The 16,147-nt window shown below is 52.2% G+C and carries 18 protein-coding genes; 10 read left to right on the top strand and 8 right to left on the bottom strand.

From position 1 onward, the window contains the following. Positions 1 to 159: 159 nt before the first annotated feature. Both QL223_RS24975 and QL223_RS24970 read left to right on the top strand, forming a co-directional pair. Entirely contained in the window at positions 160 to 948 is a 789-nt protein-coding gene (locus QL223_RS24975; RefSeq protein WP_281546291.1) for a sporulation protein, read from the top strand. Positions 949 to 1,031: 83 nt separating this feature from the next. Next, positions 1,032 to 1,688, top strand: coding sequence for a hemolysin III family protein (locus tag QL223_RS24970; RefSeq protein WP_281546290.1), 657 nt, complete (start codon positions 1,032 to 1,034; stop codon positions 1,686 to 1,688). Positions 1,689 to 1,702: 14 nt separating this feature from the next. Here QL223_RS24970 and QL223_RS24965 read toward each other — a convergent pair whose 3' ends face one another. The 5 genes from QL223_RS24965 to def all read right to left on the bottom strand — a co-directional run bounded on the left by QL223_RS24965 (position 1,703) and on the right by def (position 7,430). Then, positions 1,703 to 3,148, bottom strand: coding sequence for a TrkH family potassium uptake protein (locus QL223_RS24965; protein WP_281546289.1), 1,446 nt, complete (start codon positions 3,146 to 3,148; stop codon positions 1,703 to 1,705). A 21-nt stretch (positions 3,149 to 3,169) separates the two neighbouring features. Beyond that, positions 3,170 to 4,546, bottom strand: a complete 1,377-nt coding sequence (trkA, locus tag QL223_RS24960; protein ID WP_002540846.1) for a Trk system potassium transporter TrkA — start codon at positions 4,544 to 4,546, stop codon at positions 3,170 to 3,172. Positions 4,547 to 4,618: 72 nt separating this feature from the next. Then, positions 4,619 to 5,896 carry a 16S rRNA (cytosine(967)-C(5))-methyltransferase RsmB gene (gene rsmB, locus QL223_RS24955; RefSeq protein WP_281546288.1) on the bottom strand — a complete coding sequence of 426 codons (1,278 nt, stop codon included), beginning with the start codon at positions 5,894 to 5,896 and terminating at the stop codon, positions 4,619 to 4,621. A 69-nt stretch (positions 5,897 to 5,965) separates the two neighbouring features. Further along, on the bottom strand, positions 5,966 to 6,910 hold the full coding sequence (fmt, locus tag QL223_RS24950; protein WP_281546287.1) for a methionyl-tRNA formyltransferase: 945 nt from the start codon (positions 6,908 to 6,910) through the stop codon (positions 5,966 to 5,968). A gap of 7 nt (positions 6,911 to 6,917) precedes the next feature. Continuing rightward, positions 6,918 to 7,430 (bottom strand): peptide deformylase, encoded by a 513-nt coding sequence (def, locus tag QL223_RS24945; protein WP_002540849.1) that lies wholly within the window; start codon positions 7,428 to 7,430, stop codon positions 6,918 to 6,920. A gap of 120 nt (positions 7,431 to 7,550) precedes the next feature. Between def and QL223_RS24940 the strand changes: the two genes are divergently transcribed. From QL223_RS24940 to QL223_RS24925, 4 genes are read left to right on the top strand one after another with little or no spacing between them, the layout of a single operon-like run. Continuing rightward, positions 7,551 to 8,585, top strand: a complete 1,035-nt coding sequence (locus QL223_RS24940) for a LysM peptidoglycan-binding domain-containing protein (protein WP_281546286.1) — start codon at positions 7,551 to 7,553, stop codon at positions 8,583 to 8,585. A 1-nt stretch (position 8,586) separates the two neighbouring features. Beyond that, positions 8,587 to 9,684 (top strand): DNA-processing protein DprA, encoded by a 1,098-nt coding sequence (dprA, locus tag QL223_RS24935; protein ID WP_281546285.1) that lies wholly within the window; start codon positions 8,587 to 8,589, stop codon positions 9,682 to 9,684. A gap of 2 nt (positions 9,685 to 9,686) precedes the next feature. After that, positions 9,687 to 10,163: a DUF494 family protein gene (locus QL223_RS24930; RefSeq protein ID WP_046302764.1), complete on the top strand. Its 477-nt coding sequence runs from the start codon at positions 9,687 to 9,689 to the stop codon at positions 10,161 to 10,163. 17 nt (positions 10,164 to 10,180) lie between these two features. Next, entirely contained in the window at positions 10,181 to 10,747 is a 567-nt protein-coding gene (locus tag QL223_RS24925) for a type I DNA topoisomerase (RefSeq protein ID WP_046302763.1), read from the top strand. A gap of 77 nt (positions 10,748 to 10,824) precedes the next feature. On the opposite strand, the gene QL223_RS24920 is transcribed toward QL223_RS24925, so the two are convergent. Both QL223_RS24920 and purE read right to left on the bottom strand, forming a co-directional pair. Continuing rightward, a complete protein-coding gene (locus QL223_RS24920; RefSeq protein ID WP_281546284.1) occupies positions 10,825 to 11,961 on the bottom strand; it encodes a 5-(carboxyamino)imidazole ribonucleotide synthase in 1,137 nt (378 codons plus the stop codon). A gap of 2 nt (positions 11,962 to 11,963) precedes the next feature. Continuing rightward, on the bottom strand, positions 11,964 to 12,449 hold the full coding sequence (purE, locus tag QL223_RS24915; RefSeq protein ID WP_281546283.1) for a 5-(carboxyamino)imidazole ribonucleotide mutase: 486 nt from the start codon (positions 12,447 to 12,449) through the stop codon (positions 11,964 to 11,966). Between the two features lie 232 nt (positions 12,450 to 12,681). Here purE and QL223_RS24910 point away from each other — a divergent pair, with 232 nt between their 5' ends. The 4 genes from QL223_RS24910 to QL223_RS24895 are packed head-to-tail and all read left to right on the top strand — an operon-like array spanning position 12,682 to position 15,296. Next, positions 12,682 to 13,239, top strand: a complete 558-nt coding sequence (locus QL223_RS24910) for a Sua5/YciO/YrdC/YwlC family protein (protein ID WP_281546282.1) — start codon at positions 12,682 to 12,684, stop codon at positions 13,237 to 13,239. A gap of 21 nt (positions 13,240 to 13,260) precedes the next feature. Beyond that, positions 13,261 to 14,184 carry an oxygen-dependent coproporphyrinogen oxidase gene (gene hemF, locus QL223_RS24905; RefSeq protein ID WP_281546281.1) on the top strand — a complete coding sequence of 308 codons (924 nt, stop codon included), beginning with the start codon at positions 13,261 to 13,263 and terminating at the stop codon, positions 14,182 to 14,184. Positions 14,185 to 14,202: 18 nt separating this feature from the next. Continuing rightward, complete coding sequence (gene aroE / locus QL223_RS24900; protein ID WP_165018130.1) at positions 14,203 to 15,021, top strand: shikimate dehydrogenase; 819 nt, start codon at positions 14,203 to 14,205, stop codon at positions 15,019 to 15,021. An 11-nt stretch (positions 15,022 to 15,032) separates the two neighbouring features. Next, complete coding sequence (locus QL223_RS24895; RefSeq protein ID WP_281546280.1) at positions 15,033 to 15,296, top strand: DUF1488 domain-containing protein; 264 nt, start codon at positions 15,033 to 15,035, stop codon at positions 15,294 to 15,296. Here QL223_RS24895 and QL223_RS24890 read toward each other — a convergent pair. Further along, positions 15,293 to 15,838: a gamma carbonic anhydrase family protein gene (locus tag QL223_RS24890; protein ID WP_281546279.1), complete on the bottom strand. Its 546-nt coding sequence runs from the start codon at positions 15,836 to 15,838 to the stop codon at positions 15,293 to 15,295. The genes QL223_RS24895 and QL223_RS24890 overlap by 4 nt on opposite strands. Positions 15,839 to 16,147: the final 309 nt, after the last annotated feature.

Below are 16,147 nucleotides of genomic sequence, written 5' to 3'. Positions count from 1 at the left end.
TGGCTTATTCTCCGTTATTTCACGAGGCAAGAACGCCATCGATTACCAGTCTATTAATCTTAGACTGAATTTGACGCGTTGCTGTGACACCAGGGTATTTGTTTTCTGTCTAAAATCGGTAGGCTGCCTATAAGCGCAAGAAAATGAGGACTGAAAAACATGGGATGGTTGAAAAAAACGTTGGCGAAAGTGGGGTTTGGCAGCGCAGAAGTCAGCGTTGAACTGGACTCCACAACCTTGATGCAGGGTGAGCAAAGCAAGGTGTTGGTGACCGTCACTGGCGGCGATGTTGCCCAACAGGTGGACGCGGTTGAACTGTCAGTTTGCTGCGACTACATGGGATGGGAAGAGCTCAGAACCCAAGGCGAACAAGGCAGAAAGAAACAACGTCGTCGTAAAACCCACGTTTTGGCAAAGTGGTCTCTCCCGGATGCGTTTACTACTGAGCCGGGTAAATCTCAGCGCTTTGAATCAACCATGGGCCTTCCACTGAATGCGCCTTTGTCGATGGGTGACGGCAAAGTTTGGCTTGAAGTGAACCTCGATATTCCGATGGGCAAAGATACGTCATCGAAAACTGAATTGACCGTGAAGCCGGATACTCAGCTAGATGCTGCGTTCTCGGCGTTTGAGAACGCAGGTTTCCGCATTGAAAAAGTGAAAAACGAGGAAGTCGAGCGACAACCTATGCCATTTGAACAGCAGTTCGAGTGGGCGGCTGTTTTGGAACCTTACCAATCTGTCTTCAGGGATCTGGCGCTTGTGGCGACAAAATCTGAAGACGCCCTTCACCTTGTGATGACCTTTGGACGACAGGGTGAAGGTATTGGGGCGGCAGTAGGGCGATTTGTCGGAGCCAACAAGCTTTCCCGTGAGCTAACCGTCACAGGAAGCGCTGAGGAAGTCGCTGCTGAGGTTAAAACGTTGCTAGAGCAAATCTCACAATAATTTAAGCTTACACGTGTACGCTTAAATGTGTCATACTCGCCGCTGGACCTCTCAAATGCGTTAGCAATTAAGGAGACTGTCGCATGACAACAGCGGCTTCTGCGTCTCAATATTCGGTGAAAGAAGAAATTGCCAGCAGCGTCAGCCATGGCCTGGGTGTGATTTTTGGCATCGTGGCTTTAGTCATGCTGCTCGTGAAAGCCGTCGGTGAGCATGCCGACGCGCTCAGTATTGCCAGCTACAGTGTGTATGGCGCCAGTATCATCCTGCTTTATCTGGCATCTACGCTCTACCATGCGATTCCCTTTGCCGGTGCGAAGCGCGCACTCAAAACGTTCGACCACTGCGCCATCTATCTGCTCATCGCGGGCACCTACACGCCTTTTATGCTGATAAGTCTTAGAACGCCGCTGGCAAACTGGGTAATGGCATTGATTTGGGGTATAGCACTGGTCGGGGTGGTCCTGAAAATTGCCTTTGTTTATCGGTTTAAATCGTTGTCACTGGCGACCTATCTGGCAATGGGTTGGTTGTCTCTGGTAGTGGTTTATCAACTGGCGCAGGTGATGCCGACAGCCGGCATGGTATTGTTAGGCTTGGGCGGCTTAGTGTATTCGCTGGGCGTGATTTTCTACGTGAAGCAAAGCATTCCTTACAACCATGCTATCTGGCACCTGTTTGTGCTGGGCGGCACGGTGCTGCACTTCCTCGCTATTTACTGGTACGTGCAGCCCGTATGAGTGAGCTGGCGCGCTTAGTCGCGCCAGAAAACCGGAAACAGTAAAACCAGTACAGTCAGAATTTCCAACCGTCCCATCAACATGCCGATGCTGAGCACCCATTTGGCAGTATCAGATAATCCGGCAAAATTTCCTGTTGGCCCAATCATGGTACCCATGCCTGGCCCTACATTTGCCACTGCTGTCATCGCTCCTGTCAGGCTGGTGATGCCATCAAGCCCGGTAGCGGCCAGCACCATCGCAACCACCAGTATGGTCATAATGTAGGTAATGGCGAATGCCACCACAGAGCGCACGATGTCTTCGTTGACCGGGCGGCCATTATAGCGCTGGATGAAAACGCCCGAAGGGTGCACCAGTTGCTGGATTTGTTTTTTCAGCAAGGCGAACGCAATTTGGAAACGGAATATTTTTGCGCCGCCTGAGGTTGAACCAGAGCAGCCACCAGCGATCAGCATAAAAGCAAAAATCACCGACGCGAAAGGTCCCCACGCCGTAAAGTCATCCAGTCCAAAGCCGGTGGTTGTTACCACGGAGACAATGTTAAACAGCGAAACTCTCACTGCGTCCACCGCTCCATAGTCTTTGGTCAATATCAGCCAGATTGCCACCATCAGCGCCGTTGCCAGCACTAGGTAAGTAAACCCTCGAACCTGCGCATCGTTCACCAACATGCTCGGCTCCCGTCGGCGCAGTGCGTTAATCATCAGAAGAAATGGCAGGCCACCGGCGAACATAAACAAGGTGGCGACCCAATGTGCAGCATGGCTGAAATGGTTCATTGAGCTATCTGAGGTGGAATAGCCACCCGTCGATAACGTCGTCATGGCGTGGTTCACTGCTTCAAATGCCGTCATGCCCGTCAGCCAGTAGGCGACAAAACAAAGCGCCGACAGCGAGACATACACCTTCATGATACTGATGGCGACGTTTTTGGTACGCGGACTGGATTTCGCCGACCAGTCGGAAGACTCGGTCTGGAACAGGCGCATACCACCGACATTCAGAAACGGCAGAATGGCCACGCCCATCACGATGAATCCGACACCGCCGAGCCATTGCAAGATGGAGCGCCAAAGCAGAATCGACGGTGCCATATTATCAAGACCGCTCAGTACCGTAGAGCCGGTGGTAGTGATACCGGACATGGTCTCAAAGTAAGCGTCAGTAAAGCTGATGTGGTTGATGAAGACAAAGGGCAAGGCGGCGAAAGCACTGGCAATCAGCCACACCATGGTGGTGATAACAAACATGTCGCGGGCGTTGAGACGGAAATCCTCGGTTTTACCAAGCGTCAGACAGGCAAACGCAGCCACATGGGTGATGATGACCGAAAGGCCGAAGTCGAGAAAACCGGCGGTACCGGTGAAAAAGGCAGTAAGGGTGGGTACATACATAAATAGGGCGATCTTGGATAAGACCAGCCCTATGACGAACAGTACCGGTTTGAAGTTAACCATACACTGTGATGCGTTTTGTCTTTAGAGGAAGAATGGACTTGGCTGGAACAGCCTTTCCACATCCGGAATATACTTCTTATCCACCAAGAACATCACCACGTGATCGTCCTGCTGAATAACGGTTTTATCGTGGGCGATCAGGACTTCCTCTTCCCTTACGATCGCACCAATGGTGGTACCCGGTGGCAGTTTGATGTCGCCAATAGCACGTCCCACCACTTTCGACGTGTTGGAATCTCCGTGAGCGATGGCTTCAATCGCTTCTGCTGCGCCGCGGCGTAGCGACGACACGTTTACGATGTCGGCTTTACGCACGTGGGTCAGCAGCGCTGAAATGGTGGCTTGCTGCGGCGATATCGCCACATCAATCGCACCGCCCTGCACCAAGTCCACGTAAGCACCGCGTTGAATCAATACCATCACCTTTTTGGCGCCAAGGCGCTTGGCCAGCATGGCTGACATGATGTTGGATTCATCTTCGTTGGTGACCGCAATGAACACGTCAATCTGGTCGATATGCTCTTCGCTCAGAAGCTCTTGATCCGCGGCATCACCACAGAAGACGATGGTGTTCTCGAGAATTTCCGAAAGCTGCTCAGCGCGTCTTGGGTTACGTTCAATCAGCTTCACGCTGTAAGAGCGCTCAAGGCTTCGTGCGAGACCTGCACCGATGTTACCACCACCCACAATCATGATGCGCTTGTAAGGCTTTTCAAGGCGCTGAAGCTCACTCATCACCGAGCGGATGTGGTTACTTGCTGCCACGAAGAAGACTTCATCGTCTGCTTCGATAATGGTCGTGCCTTGCGGGCGAATAGGGCGGTCACGACGGAAAATCGCCGCCACGCGGGTATCAACATGCGGCATGTGCTCGCGAAGGGCAGATAGTGCGTTACCTACCAACGGGCCACCATAGTAGGCTTTTACGGCAACCAGACCGACTCTGTTATCAGCAAAGTTCACCACCTGCAGCGCACCAGGGTATTCAATCAGACGCTGGATGTACTGGGTCACCAACTCTTCTGGGGCAATCAGATATTCAACCGGGCAAGCATCGGTCTGGAACAGTTGGTCTTTGGTGGCGAGGTATTCCGGGCTTCGGATACGGGCAACACGGTTCGGCGTGTTATACAGAGTGAAGGCAACCTGACAGGCAATCATGTTGGTTTCGTCGGAGTTGGTGACCGCAACCAGCATGTCAGCATCCTGTGCGCCGGCTTCCAGTAAAGTGGAAGGGTGGCTGGCGTAGCCTTGGATGACGCGGAGATCGTATTTGTCTTGCAATTCCCTGAGTCGCTCGGGGTCTTTATCGACGATGGTGATGTCGTTGTTTTCGCCCACCAGATTTTCAGCCAGTGTGCCACCGACTTGTCCAGCCCCCAAGATGATGATTTTCATAACGTCTGCGTGAACCTCGGTTCAATTTTTTATTGTTATCGCGGGCAGTGGTTGCTGCCCGCGCTGACTCCATTACGCTTTTTTGAGGACGGCGTAATAGAACCCATCCATGTTTTCCTGACCGGGCAGAATTTGTCGGCCTGGTTGCTCAGGTGAGCCGGTTTCCAATGTCGCATCTGACGCGCGGGTGAGGAAAGCTTTCACCTGTTCAGCGTTTTCTTGCGGGGTGACCGAGCACGTCGCATAAACCAGCGTACCACCAGATTTCAGCTGCGCCCACATTGCATCAAGAATTTCAGACTGCAGCGACACTAACTGATCGATATCGTCGGCGCGGCGAAGCCACTTGATATCCGGGTGGCGGCGAATAACACCGGTAGCTGAACAAGGTGCATCGAGCAGAATACGATCAAACTGCTCACCCTGCCACCACTCACCCGGAGTGCGGGCGTCACCACAAATCACCTGCGCGTCGAGCTTCAGACGTTTGAGGTTTTCTTCCACGCGGGTAAGACGGGTGGCGTCCACATCCATTGCAACAACCTTTGCCGTTGGCTCGTGCTCTAGGATGTGGCAAGTTTTTCCACCCGGCGCAGCACAGCAATCAAGGATGAGTTCGCCAGCCTGAGGTTTAAGGTAATCGACCGACAGCTGCGCAGCAGCGTCTTGCACAGAGACCCAGCCTTCTGAAAAGCCAGGAAGGGCGGTGACATCACAAGGTGTCGCCAGTTTCAGTGCATCTTCCGCTTCAGGATGGATTGCGGTCTCAATGCCTGCTTCATCCAAAAGGGCTTTGTAAGCATCGCGGGTGTGATGGGTGTGGTTAACACGCAGCCACATTGGCGCCTTTTCATGGTTGGCTTCAACCACCTGCTCCCAATCACTTGGGTAGGCTTTTTGTAGCAGTTTCAACAACCAGCCAGGGTGACCGTACTTACCCGCGTCATGCGCGATAGCGGCTGTATCTAAAGCTCCCTGATTGCGTTGGTAATTACGTAGCACGGCATTGATAAGGCCGCGGAGTTGAGGCTTTTTCAGTACCTTGGTGGCATTCACGGTTTCAGCAACCGCCGCGTGGGCTGGAATACGCATATAACTGAGCTGGTAAAGGCCGACCAAAATCAAATGATGGAAAACGCGTTGCTTGCCTTTAAGTGGCTTGTCCATCAGAGATTGAGTGATGGATTCGAGACGCGGCAACCAACGCAGCACGCCGTAGCAGATCTCCTGCAGCAGGGCGCCATCGCGCGGGGCGACTTTTTGTTGGGCAGGCGGCAGGGCGGCTGACAGGGATTGTCCTTGGTCGACAACCTGATAAATAACCTGTGCAGCGACAGCTCTAACGTTCATGAATATACCTCAGTGTTTGCTCACGTGAATGCGAGCCACTAAAAAAGGCCAGCAAGCTGGCCTTCTCAATTACAGTTGGGTGCCAGGTTCAAACCAGTCGCGGCGGGAGTTCAGAATGTCTGCCGCGCTCATGGCTTTTTTGCCCGGTGGCTGGATGGATGTCAGGCGCAACACGCCTTCTCCGGTTGCCACTCGGATACCTTTCTTGTCGGCAGACAAAATGGTGCCCGGCGCTTTGCCGCTGTCTTTTGCTTCGACCTCGGCATCCCAGACTTTGATGTTGTTGTCCGCCACAGAGAAGTGACTCATAGGCCATGGGTTAAAGGCGCGGATGCAACGTTCAATCGCGTCGGCGCTCATGGTCCAGTCGATTTGCGCTTCTTCTTTGCTAAGCTTTTTCGCGTAGTTGGCAAGCTCATCGTCCTGCTTTTCAGCAACGGCTTTGCCAGAAGCGATATCACCCAGACATTCCACCAAGGCTTCAGGACCCATTCCTGCCAGTCTTTCATAAAGCGTGGCACTGGTTTCTTTGGCGTCGATGTTCAGGGTTGCGATTTTCAGCATATCGCCGGTATCCAGACCCTCATCCATCTGCATGATGGTGACGCCTGTCTCTGCATCGCCCGCCCAGATTGAGCGTTGGATAGGTGCAGCGCCACGCCAGCGTGGCAGGATAGAGCCGTGAACATTGATACAGCCGAGGCGAGGTGTGTCCAGCACCACTTTAGGTAGCAGCAGGCCATAAGCCACTACGACCATGATGTCCGCATCAATGGCAGCTAATTCTTGCTGGGCGTCTTCGGCTTTCAGGCTGGCTGGCTGGTAAACAGGAATGTTGTGTTCCTGCGCGAGCAGCTTGACTGGGCTGGCAGTCAATTTCTTACCACGGCCCGCCGGACGGTCAGGCTGGGTATAAACCGCTACCACCTCATGGTGCGAAGACAACAACGCCGCCAGGTGACGGGCGGCGAAATCCGGCGTACCGGCAAATACGATTTTCAATGAGTCGCTCAAGGAAACCTCAGCTGGCTTTTTGGTTGGCGCGTTTGATTTTTTCCAGTTTCTGTTTGATGCGCTGTTGCTTCAGGGGCGACAGGTAATCGACAAACAGTTTGCCTTCAAGGTGGTCCAGCTCGTGCTGAACACAGATAGCCAGAAGGTCATCCGCTTCGAATTGGTATTCGTTGCCGTCACGATCCAGTGCTTTAACCGTCACTTCTGATGCGCGGGACACCAGCGCGCGTGCGCCGGGAACAGACAAGCAGCCTTCTTCGATGCCGTCTTCACCGCGCTTCTCGATGATTTCCGGGTTGATCAGCACCATCGGCTCGTCGCGGGTTTCTGAAATATCAATCACAACGATGCGCTGGTGGATGTCCACCTGAGTCGCCGCAAGGCCAATGCCTTCTTCGTCGTACATGGTTTCCAGCATGTCATCAACAATGGTCTGGATCTCTGGTGTGACGCTCTCTACCGGTTTCGCCACCGTGCGTAGGCGATCGTCCGGGAAGGTCAAAACCTGTAATACACTCATAAACGTCTCTTAAATATGTTGAACTGCGCCGTATCCGGCTTCGGTAATTGGGCTAATTCTAGACATTTTGCTATTCAAATGACAGCATCCAAATCGAAAGTACGCTTTTGGAGACAAGGGATGTTTAAAAAGCTTATCATTTTTTGTCTGGCGCTGGGGCTGCCAGGCGTGATAGCTGCGTCAGAAGTGCGTTTGAGCGCTGATGCGCCTGAAAACTATACGGTGAAAAAAGGCGATACCCTTTGGGATATTGCGGGCCTGTATCTTGAAAAACCTTGGCACTGGCCGACGCTTTGGCAACACAATCCGGCAATCAAAAATCCTCATCTTATCTATCCGGGCGACAAACTTCGCCTGAGCTGGCTTGATGGCAAACCTGTGCTTTCTTATACGGCAGGGGCTAACCGTGCCGACTCAACCCCTATCAACAGCACTTCGCCATCGGTTCTGCGCCAGTTCTTGACCTATGACACCCTCATTCATGAGCGTGAGTATTTGCTCGCTCCGCGAGTATTGGGCACGCAGGAAGGATGGAGTTATATCTCTAAACGCACGCCGTTTTTTGTTGATAAGTCTTTAGACACAGAAGAGTGGTTTATTTACCGCACTGTGACGGATTTCCAGCGGGAAAAGGGTGATGCGATGGTTCGCATGATAAGCCTCAAGAAAGTCGGGGAAGCCAAGCTGGTGCGCTCACTCGATGATATTGCTGAGATGACGCTGACCCACCAAAATCAGGAAATCAAACCTAACGATATTCTATTGCCTGCGCTTGGTGCGAAAACCGGAGAGATTTTCCACCCTAAACCCGCGCCTGAGGGGGTTGAGGGCAGAATGGTCGGACACCTTTACGGCAGCAACTATGTTGGACACCGTCAAATCGTAGTGGTCGATCTGGGCGAACAGGACGGCCTGAATGAAGGACATACCCTTTCGGTGGTGGTGCCGGGTGTGGCAATGAAAGGCACTAAGGGTGAGATGCGCTACGACAGCGATATCGACAACGGTGGCGGCGATGTGGTGAAAGTCTTGCCATCAACATCGGCAGGCACTTTATTGGTTATCCGCAGCTATCCTTTCTTCAGTCTTGCCATGGTGGTGGAAGCCGATAAGCCACTGAAAGCGGATATGCCGGTTATCGCAGCGGAAGGATAAGATGTATCGCGAGCTTGAGTGGTGGCTTAGGCTCGCCGCCGTTCCCCGCCTCGGCAGTCAGGCGGTCAGTAAGATCATCAGCCGGTACCCACCGCACAAGCTGGACGCGCTGGAGGACATCGAGCTAGCAGCACTTGGCTTAAAGCCCGCTCAAATTCAGGCGCTGCGACAACCTGACTTTTCCATTATCGACAAATGCCTGACCTGGGCATCAGCACCGGGCAGGCACATCATCTCGCTGACCGACTCCCGTTATCCTTATCTCTTAAAGCAAATCAGTGGTGCTCCCCCTCTTTTATTCGTCGACGGCGATCCCCATATACTGTCACTGCCGCAACTTGCGATGGTTGGTAGCCGCCATGCATCCAACGATGGCTTATCACTGGCCCATGCTTTTGCCAAAGAGCTTGCCGCTCACGATGTCGTCGTGACCAGCGGTTTGGCGCTAGGTATTGATGGCCGTGCTCATCGCGGGGCACTCGATGGCAAAGGGAAAACCATTGCCGTGTTGGGCTCGGGGCTTGAGAAGATTTATCCTGCCAGACACCGTCAACTGTCTGACGATATCAGGGAGAATGGCGCACTGGTGTCAGAGCTTTGGCCCTGGTCGCCGCCAAAACCTGCATTTTTCCCGAGACGAAATCGCATTATCAGCGGTCTATCTACAGGGGTGCTGGTGGTGGAAGCGGCAATGAAGAGTGGTTCGCTGATCACCGCCAGATTAGCACTTGAACAAGGGCGGGATGTCTTTGCTTTACCGGGTTCAATCCATAACCCACATGCGAAAGGCAGTAACGGCTTGATAAAGCAGGGCGCTTTTCTGGTGGAGTCGGTAGACGAGATTTTAGAGCAGGTTGGTGCATTGGCCGGCTGTGCAATTAACCACCAGTTGGAGGTCGCTCAGGCCCAAGTTTTGCAAGAAGAATTGCCATTTCCTGAACTGTTGGCTAACGTAGGAAATGAAGCAAGGTGTGTCGATGTGCTTGCAGAAATCTGCGATGAACCCGTTCACGAAATCATGATGCAGTTGTTAGAACTTGAGCTACAGGGGCTGGTAACAGCGGTACCCGGTGGTTATGTCAGAACGAGGAGGGGATAGCCATGATGGACATCTTAATGTACCTGTTTGAAACCTATATCCACAGCGATGTTGAGTTGATGGTGGATCAGGACGAACTGGCTGATGAACTCTCCAGAGCTGGATTTCATCAAGACGATATATACAAAGCGCTGAACTGGCTTGAAAAGCTGGCGCTACTTCAAGACGCCGACAAAACCCCATACCTTACTGGCGGCGCGCTCACTTCTGTTCGTATCTATACCCCGAAAGAGATGGATCGACTGGATACCGAGAGCCGAGGTTTTCTGACTTTCCTTGAGCAAATCAGCGTACTGAGCCCTGAAACCCGTGAAATGGTGATTGACCGTGTTATGGAACTCGATACGCAGGAATTTGTGCTGGAAGATCTGAAATGGGTGATCCTGATGGTGCTGTTTAACGTGCCCGGCAACGAGCGCGCGTACGATCAAATGGAAGAGTTACTCTACAGCACAGCGGAAGATGAATACCTTCACTGATTTGAGGCTGGTCTGTTTTGGCTGGAAAAATTGACGATTCCCTGTTCAGCGCCCATGAACATGCGCTGGAAAATGAAGAGCGCTGCCCTAAATGTGGCAGCGCTCTTGTTATCAAGCACAGTAAACGCGGCCCTTTCAAAGCGTGTACTGGCTACCCGGCTTGTGATTTCATCGAGTCACTGAACCACAATGACGGACACATAGTGAAAGAGCTTGGCATGCCGTGCCCGGAATGTGGCAACGAGTTGGTGCTCCGCCAAGGGCGCTTCGGTATGTTTATCGGCTGTTCGGCGTATCCGGAATGCCAACATATCGAAAAGCGCGATCAGGAACCTGAAGCGGAAACCATGGACATCAGCTGTCCTGAGTGCCGCAAAGGAAAACTGCACGAGAAGAAATCGCGTTTTGGTAAAGCCTTCTATGCCTGTGACGCTTACCCGAAATGCAAATTCGCCGTGAATCTTAAACCCATCAAGGGCAACTGTGAGGTTTGCGGATATCCGCTTCTGCTGGAGAAAAAACTGGCGGCGGGCATCGTGAAAGTCTGTGCGGATAAAAAGTGTCAACACAAACAGGGGCAATGACCCAAAGTCGACGTGTTTGGTATTAGAAAAAAGAAAAGCCGCTAGCAGCGGCTCTTCTCGTTTTGGGCTTGATTCATTCAGCTTAATGTTTCTGCGGCACTTTGAAGGGCAGGAAACTCAGCGTCGTCCAAGTGGTTGGCGACCTCCTGAAGTGCTTCACTCAATGCCCTTGCATTGTCTGCGCACAGGTTGATGTGGCCAATCTTACGGCCCGGTCGCGGCGCTTTGTCGTACCAATGCACATGCGCCAGTCCCATGACATCCGTTGGGACAGTCACTTCACCGACGATGTTGATCATCGCAGTCGGACGAATGCGTTTGGCACTGCCAAGCGGTAAGCCACAGACTGCGCGAAGGTGGTTCTCAAACTGACAGACCTCTGCACCTTGCTGTGTCCAGTGACCGGAGTTATGCACGCGCGGCGCTATCTCGTTCACTTTCAGGTTGCCGCCGACATCAAAAAATTCAATCGCCAATACGCCGACATAATCCAGTGTGTCTGCCACCGCTTTAAACATGGCTTCAGCCTGAGCCTGAACTGCATCATTGTCGCCAGCTGCCACCGACACGCTCAAGATACCGTTGGTATGGATGTTCTCGGTCAGTGGGTAAATTTCCAAATCGCCTTTGGCATTGCGCGCACCGATTAACGACACTTCGCGGTCAAATGGCACGAATTCTTCAGCAATCACACACTGACGTGCGCCTTGCGGAGAGGTTTTGAGGAACTGATCGATATCCTGCCACACCGATTCAATGTCTGAATCTGGCTTCAGGCGCCACTGGCCTTTGCCGTCATAGCCATCAAGGGCGCTTTTCAGGATGAGTGGAAGGCCGATATTGGCGATTGCCTTGTCATAATCTTCTCGCGATTCAATCACCTGATAACGGGCATTGGCTACACCTGCTTTATCCAGCAATGCTTTTTCCAGACGGCGGTCGCCACCGGTCAGGATGGCTGTTTCACCAGGGTAAAATTTACCGCTTGCCTGACAGACTTCCAGTACATCTGGCGCGATGTGTTCAAACTCGGCAGTAATCACGTCGGCATCGGCAATCCCGTTTTCCAGACCTTGCCCAAGCACTTCCAGCGTGACCGGGTGCACAAGGTTACCGCTTCGCACATCGTACGCGCTAATCTTAAGATTTAGGGGGGCGCCTGCCAGCGCCATCATACGTGCCAGCTGTCCGGCACCGAGAACCAGCACATTCATGATTAATCTACCGATGGGTCAGGGTTAGCGAGAACGGTGTCTGTTTGGTTCTGACGGAAAGCGTCGACTTTCGCCATCAGCTCTGCATCATTAGTGGCCAGAATTTGTGCCGCAAGTAGACCGGCATTCGCGGCACCCGCATCACCAATCGCCAGCGTACCGACTGCCACACCTTTTGGCATTTGAACGATAGACAGTAGCGAATCCATCCCTTTCAGTGCTTTTGACTGAACCGGTACACCCAGTACAGGAAGGCTGGTAAATGCAGCGGTCATCCCAGGTAGGTGAGCAGCACCACCTGCGCCGGCAATAATCACTTTCAGGCCACGTGAAGCAGCTTCGCTGGCATAATCTGCGAGCAGGTCAGGAGTGCGGTGGGCGGAAACCACTTTGGTTTCGTAGGCAACGCCGAAGTGATCCAGCATATCTGCTGCGTTTTTCATGGTTGGCCAGTCTGACTTAGAACCCATGATGATGCCGACTTTCATAGTAACTCCTGTAAATGCTCGTTAACCGCTGAAACATGGAAAGTGGGCGCATTATATCGGCAAAAAGCGGCAAGGAAAACGTTTGCGTCAGTCTGTTTGCTGCTGTTTGGATGCCTGATATAAACGGGACTGATAGAAAGTCTGTTTCGATTTGTGACAAAAGTGTTGAGAACGTCGGGTAAAGTTAGTCATAGTAAGCCGAATTTTTTCGGGTAGAGGCAGGAGAAGAGCATTGGCGAATTTAGAGCAATGCGTGGCAGCGTTGGCGCGCGGGGAAGTTATCGCGTATCCCACAGAAGGGGTATTTGGTGTGGGCTGTGACCCGGACAGCCCAGCCGCTGTGCAGGCGCTTTTAGATGTAAAAGAGCGTGATAAGGCCAAAGGCCTTATTCTGATCGCGGCAGAGCTTTCCCAGTTGGATGGATACATTGACTTCGATAGCCTGAGTGAATCAGTGAAAGCCGAGGTTTTAGCTACCTGGCCGGGCCCAGTTACCTGGGTCATGCCGGCGGGCAAAAAGATCACCAACTGGGTGACTGGGCAGTTTGATACTGTCGCTGTGCGCGTTTCCGATCATCCAGATGTCCGCGAGCTGTGTCTTTCTTATGGCAAACCCATCACATCAACCAGTGCCAACCTCAGCGGTGAAGAACCGTGTCGCAGTGTGGCGGAAGTGGTAGAGCAGTTGGGTAGCCGTGTGCCGAATGTTTTAGAAGGAAAAATTGGCGGACGTGACAAGCCTACCGAGATCCGAGATGCGCGTTCTGGTAAGGTGCTTCGTCAGGGCTAAATAAAAGTACAAGGAAATCACGTGGAGAATCAGAACCTTCCTCAGCAGGTTGATAAAGAGGCGGTTAAGCGCTTTTTGCTGTCGTTGCAGGACACGATATGTGCGGCGCTGGAAAAAGAAGACGGCGGTGCGACATTTGAGGAAGATGCCTGGGAAAGACCTGCAGGCGGCGGTGGTAAAAGCCGGGTGCTTCGCGATGGCAATGTATTTGAGCAGGCTGGCGTGAACTTCTCCCACGTGTTTGGGGACAAAATGCCAGGCTCGGCGACGGCGCACCGTCCTGAACTGGCAGGCAGAGGCTTTGAAGCCATGGGTGTGTCTTTGGTGGTGCATCCGAAAAACCCGAATGTTCCGACTTCCCACGCTAATGTCCGCTTCTTCATTGCCGAAAAAGAAGGGGAAGCCCCGGTTTGGTGGTTTGGTGGAGGTTTCGATCTCACGCCTTTCTATCCGGTAGAAGAAGATTGTGTCCACTGGCACCAAACCGCGAAGTCTATTTGTGCACCCTTTGGCGCTGATGTTTATGCTGAGCACAAAGCCTGGTGTGATCGTTATTTCTTCCTGCCTCACCGTAACGAAACCCGTGGTGTCGGCGGTCTTTTCTTTGATGATTTGAACCAGTGGGGATTCGACAGGTCTTTCGATTACATAAAAGCCGTGGGTGAGGGTTACCTCGATGCTTACCTCCCGATCGTGCAGAAACGCAAAGACGCCGCTTACGGTGAACGTGAGCGTGAATTCCAACTTTATCGCCGTGGGCGTTATGTTGAGTTTAATCTTGTCTACGATCGTGGCACTCTGTTTGGTCTGCAAAGCGGCGGACGGACAGAATCAATCCTGATGTCTATGCCACCACTGGTGCGCTGGGAGTATGGATTCGAGCCTGAGCCGGGATCTGCTGAAGAGAAGCTCTACAAAGAGTTTTTGAAACCAAGGGAATGGTAATTCAAGGAAAACAAAGTCGTGGATAAATATGTCGTTGTCGGCAACCCGATCTCACACAGTAAGTCCCCTTTTATACACACCTTGTTTGCGCGCCAGACTGCGCAGGCAATGAATTATGAGACGCTCGAAGCGCCAATCGGTGGTTTTGAGGAAGCGGTAACTGCCTTTTTTAACAGTGGCGGCAAAGGATGTAACGTCACTGTGCCTTTTAAAGAAGAGGCGTTTAAGTTGGCCACTATGCTGACAGAGCGGGCTAAGCTCGCTGGGGCGGTGAACACACTGAAAAAGCTTGATGATGGCGGCATACTCGGCGATAACACGGACGGGGAAGGTCTGGTGCAGGATCTGCTGAGTCACCATGTCCAACTCGAAGGCGCTAAAATCTTACTGCTTGGTGCAGGTGGCGCAGCGAGGGGAGTGATTCTTCCCTTACTGGCTCACGAGCCCGCACAATTGGTAATAGCTAACCGCACTGCCAGTAAAGCCGAGATGCTGGCATCACTCTTTGCGGATAACGGCAGTGTGTCGGCAACCAGCTTTGAATCGCTTGAAGGAGAGTTTGATGTGGTGGTGAATTCCACATCTGCCAGCCTTTCAGGAGAACACCCGCAAATCTCAGCGACTGTGTTTGGCAGTCAAACTGTGGTTTACGACATGGTATATGGTTCAGGCGTGACCAGCAGTAACCAGTGGGCTCTGGATAACGGTGCCGCCCGTGTGATTGACGGATTGGGTATGCTGGTGGGACAAGCGGCGGAGAGTTTTACGATTTGGCGTGGTATCAGGCCGGGAACCGGACAGGTGCTGAGAGAGCTTCGCCGTAATCTTGCTGAATAGATGAAGTACAGGTGAACCAGAACATCCTTTTCCCTGACCTACAACAGGTCGATACTGAAAAATGCGCTGTTCGCTTTGATGCGCAGCAAGCAGGCTCTTTGATTTCCTGTTTTATCTCGATAGCTGATCTGGAAAAGAGAGAGCGAGTAGCTTTGAATACAGAAGAAGCGATTCTGGCAGCGTTTGCTGGGAATCGCTTCGATCTGGAAGAGTTAGCAGAAGAAGCTATTGAAGAGGAAGACTTCAATGCGTCTGGTGAGATCTGGGTGCGTTAACCTTCGAGCACTGCGATGTACTCATTTTTCGTGACAACATAGTTATCAGACGATTTCTGCAAAAAGGCGCGTTCCGCTTCTTTCAAAGGGCGCGCTTGTTTTACCGGACTGCCCACATAGAGAAAACCAGACTCTAAGCGTTTACCTGGTGGGACCAAACTGCCTGCACCCACCATCACTTCATCTTCTATTACTGCACCATCGAGAACAATTGCGCCCATGCCGACCAGCACTTTATTGCCAATGGTGCAGCCATGCAGCATGACCTTGTGCCCGACGGTCACGTCATCACCAATGATCAGCGGATAGCCTTCTGGATTTTCTTTATTCTTATGGGTGACATGAAGTACTGAGCCATCCTGAATGTTAGACCGCTGGCCGATACGGATATGATTAACGTCACCACGTGCAGCAACCAAAGGCCAAATGCTTGCGTCATCACCAAGAGTAATATCGCCAACTAATACAGAAGAAGGGTCGAGGTAAACGCGTTCACCGACTGTTGGAAGGATACCTTTATAGCTGCGAAGTACAGAAGACATAGAGAATTCCAAATAAGGATGATTGAAAACAGACTATCTTGATGCGTAAAAGAGTGCAATTCTTGTTCATTTTAATGCACTTTAATGCTGTTTTGGGCGAAAAGTAATCGAACGCACCGTTTTTCATAAAAAACCTCAAAAAAGCCCTTGCCAGAATTTCAGACCTCCCTATAATGCCGCCTCACCGACACGGAGAGCGGCTCCCACAGCGGAAACGCCCACTCAAATCGGCACGGCGAAGGCCTCAAAAATTGAGTTGAAATAAACGCTTGACGCGCTGTTTCGAATCAGTAAAATGGCCGCCCGCTT

The sequence above is a fragment of the Grimontia sp. SpTr1 genome (assembly GCF_947387585.1).
In the GTDB taxonomy this organism is placed as follows: domain Bacteria; phylum Pseudomonadota; class Gammaproteobacteria; order Enterobacterales; family Vibrionaceae; genus Enterovibrio; species Enterovibrio indicus.
Note: the sequence above shows the minus strand (reverse complement) of the source record. Positions and strands in the feature narration are given on the sequence as shown.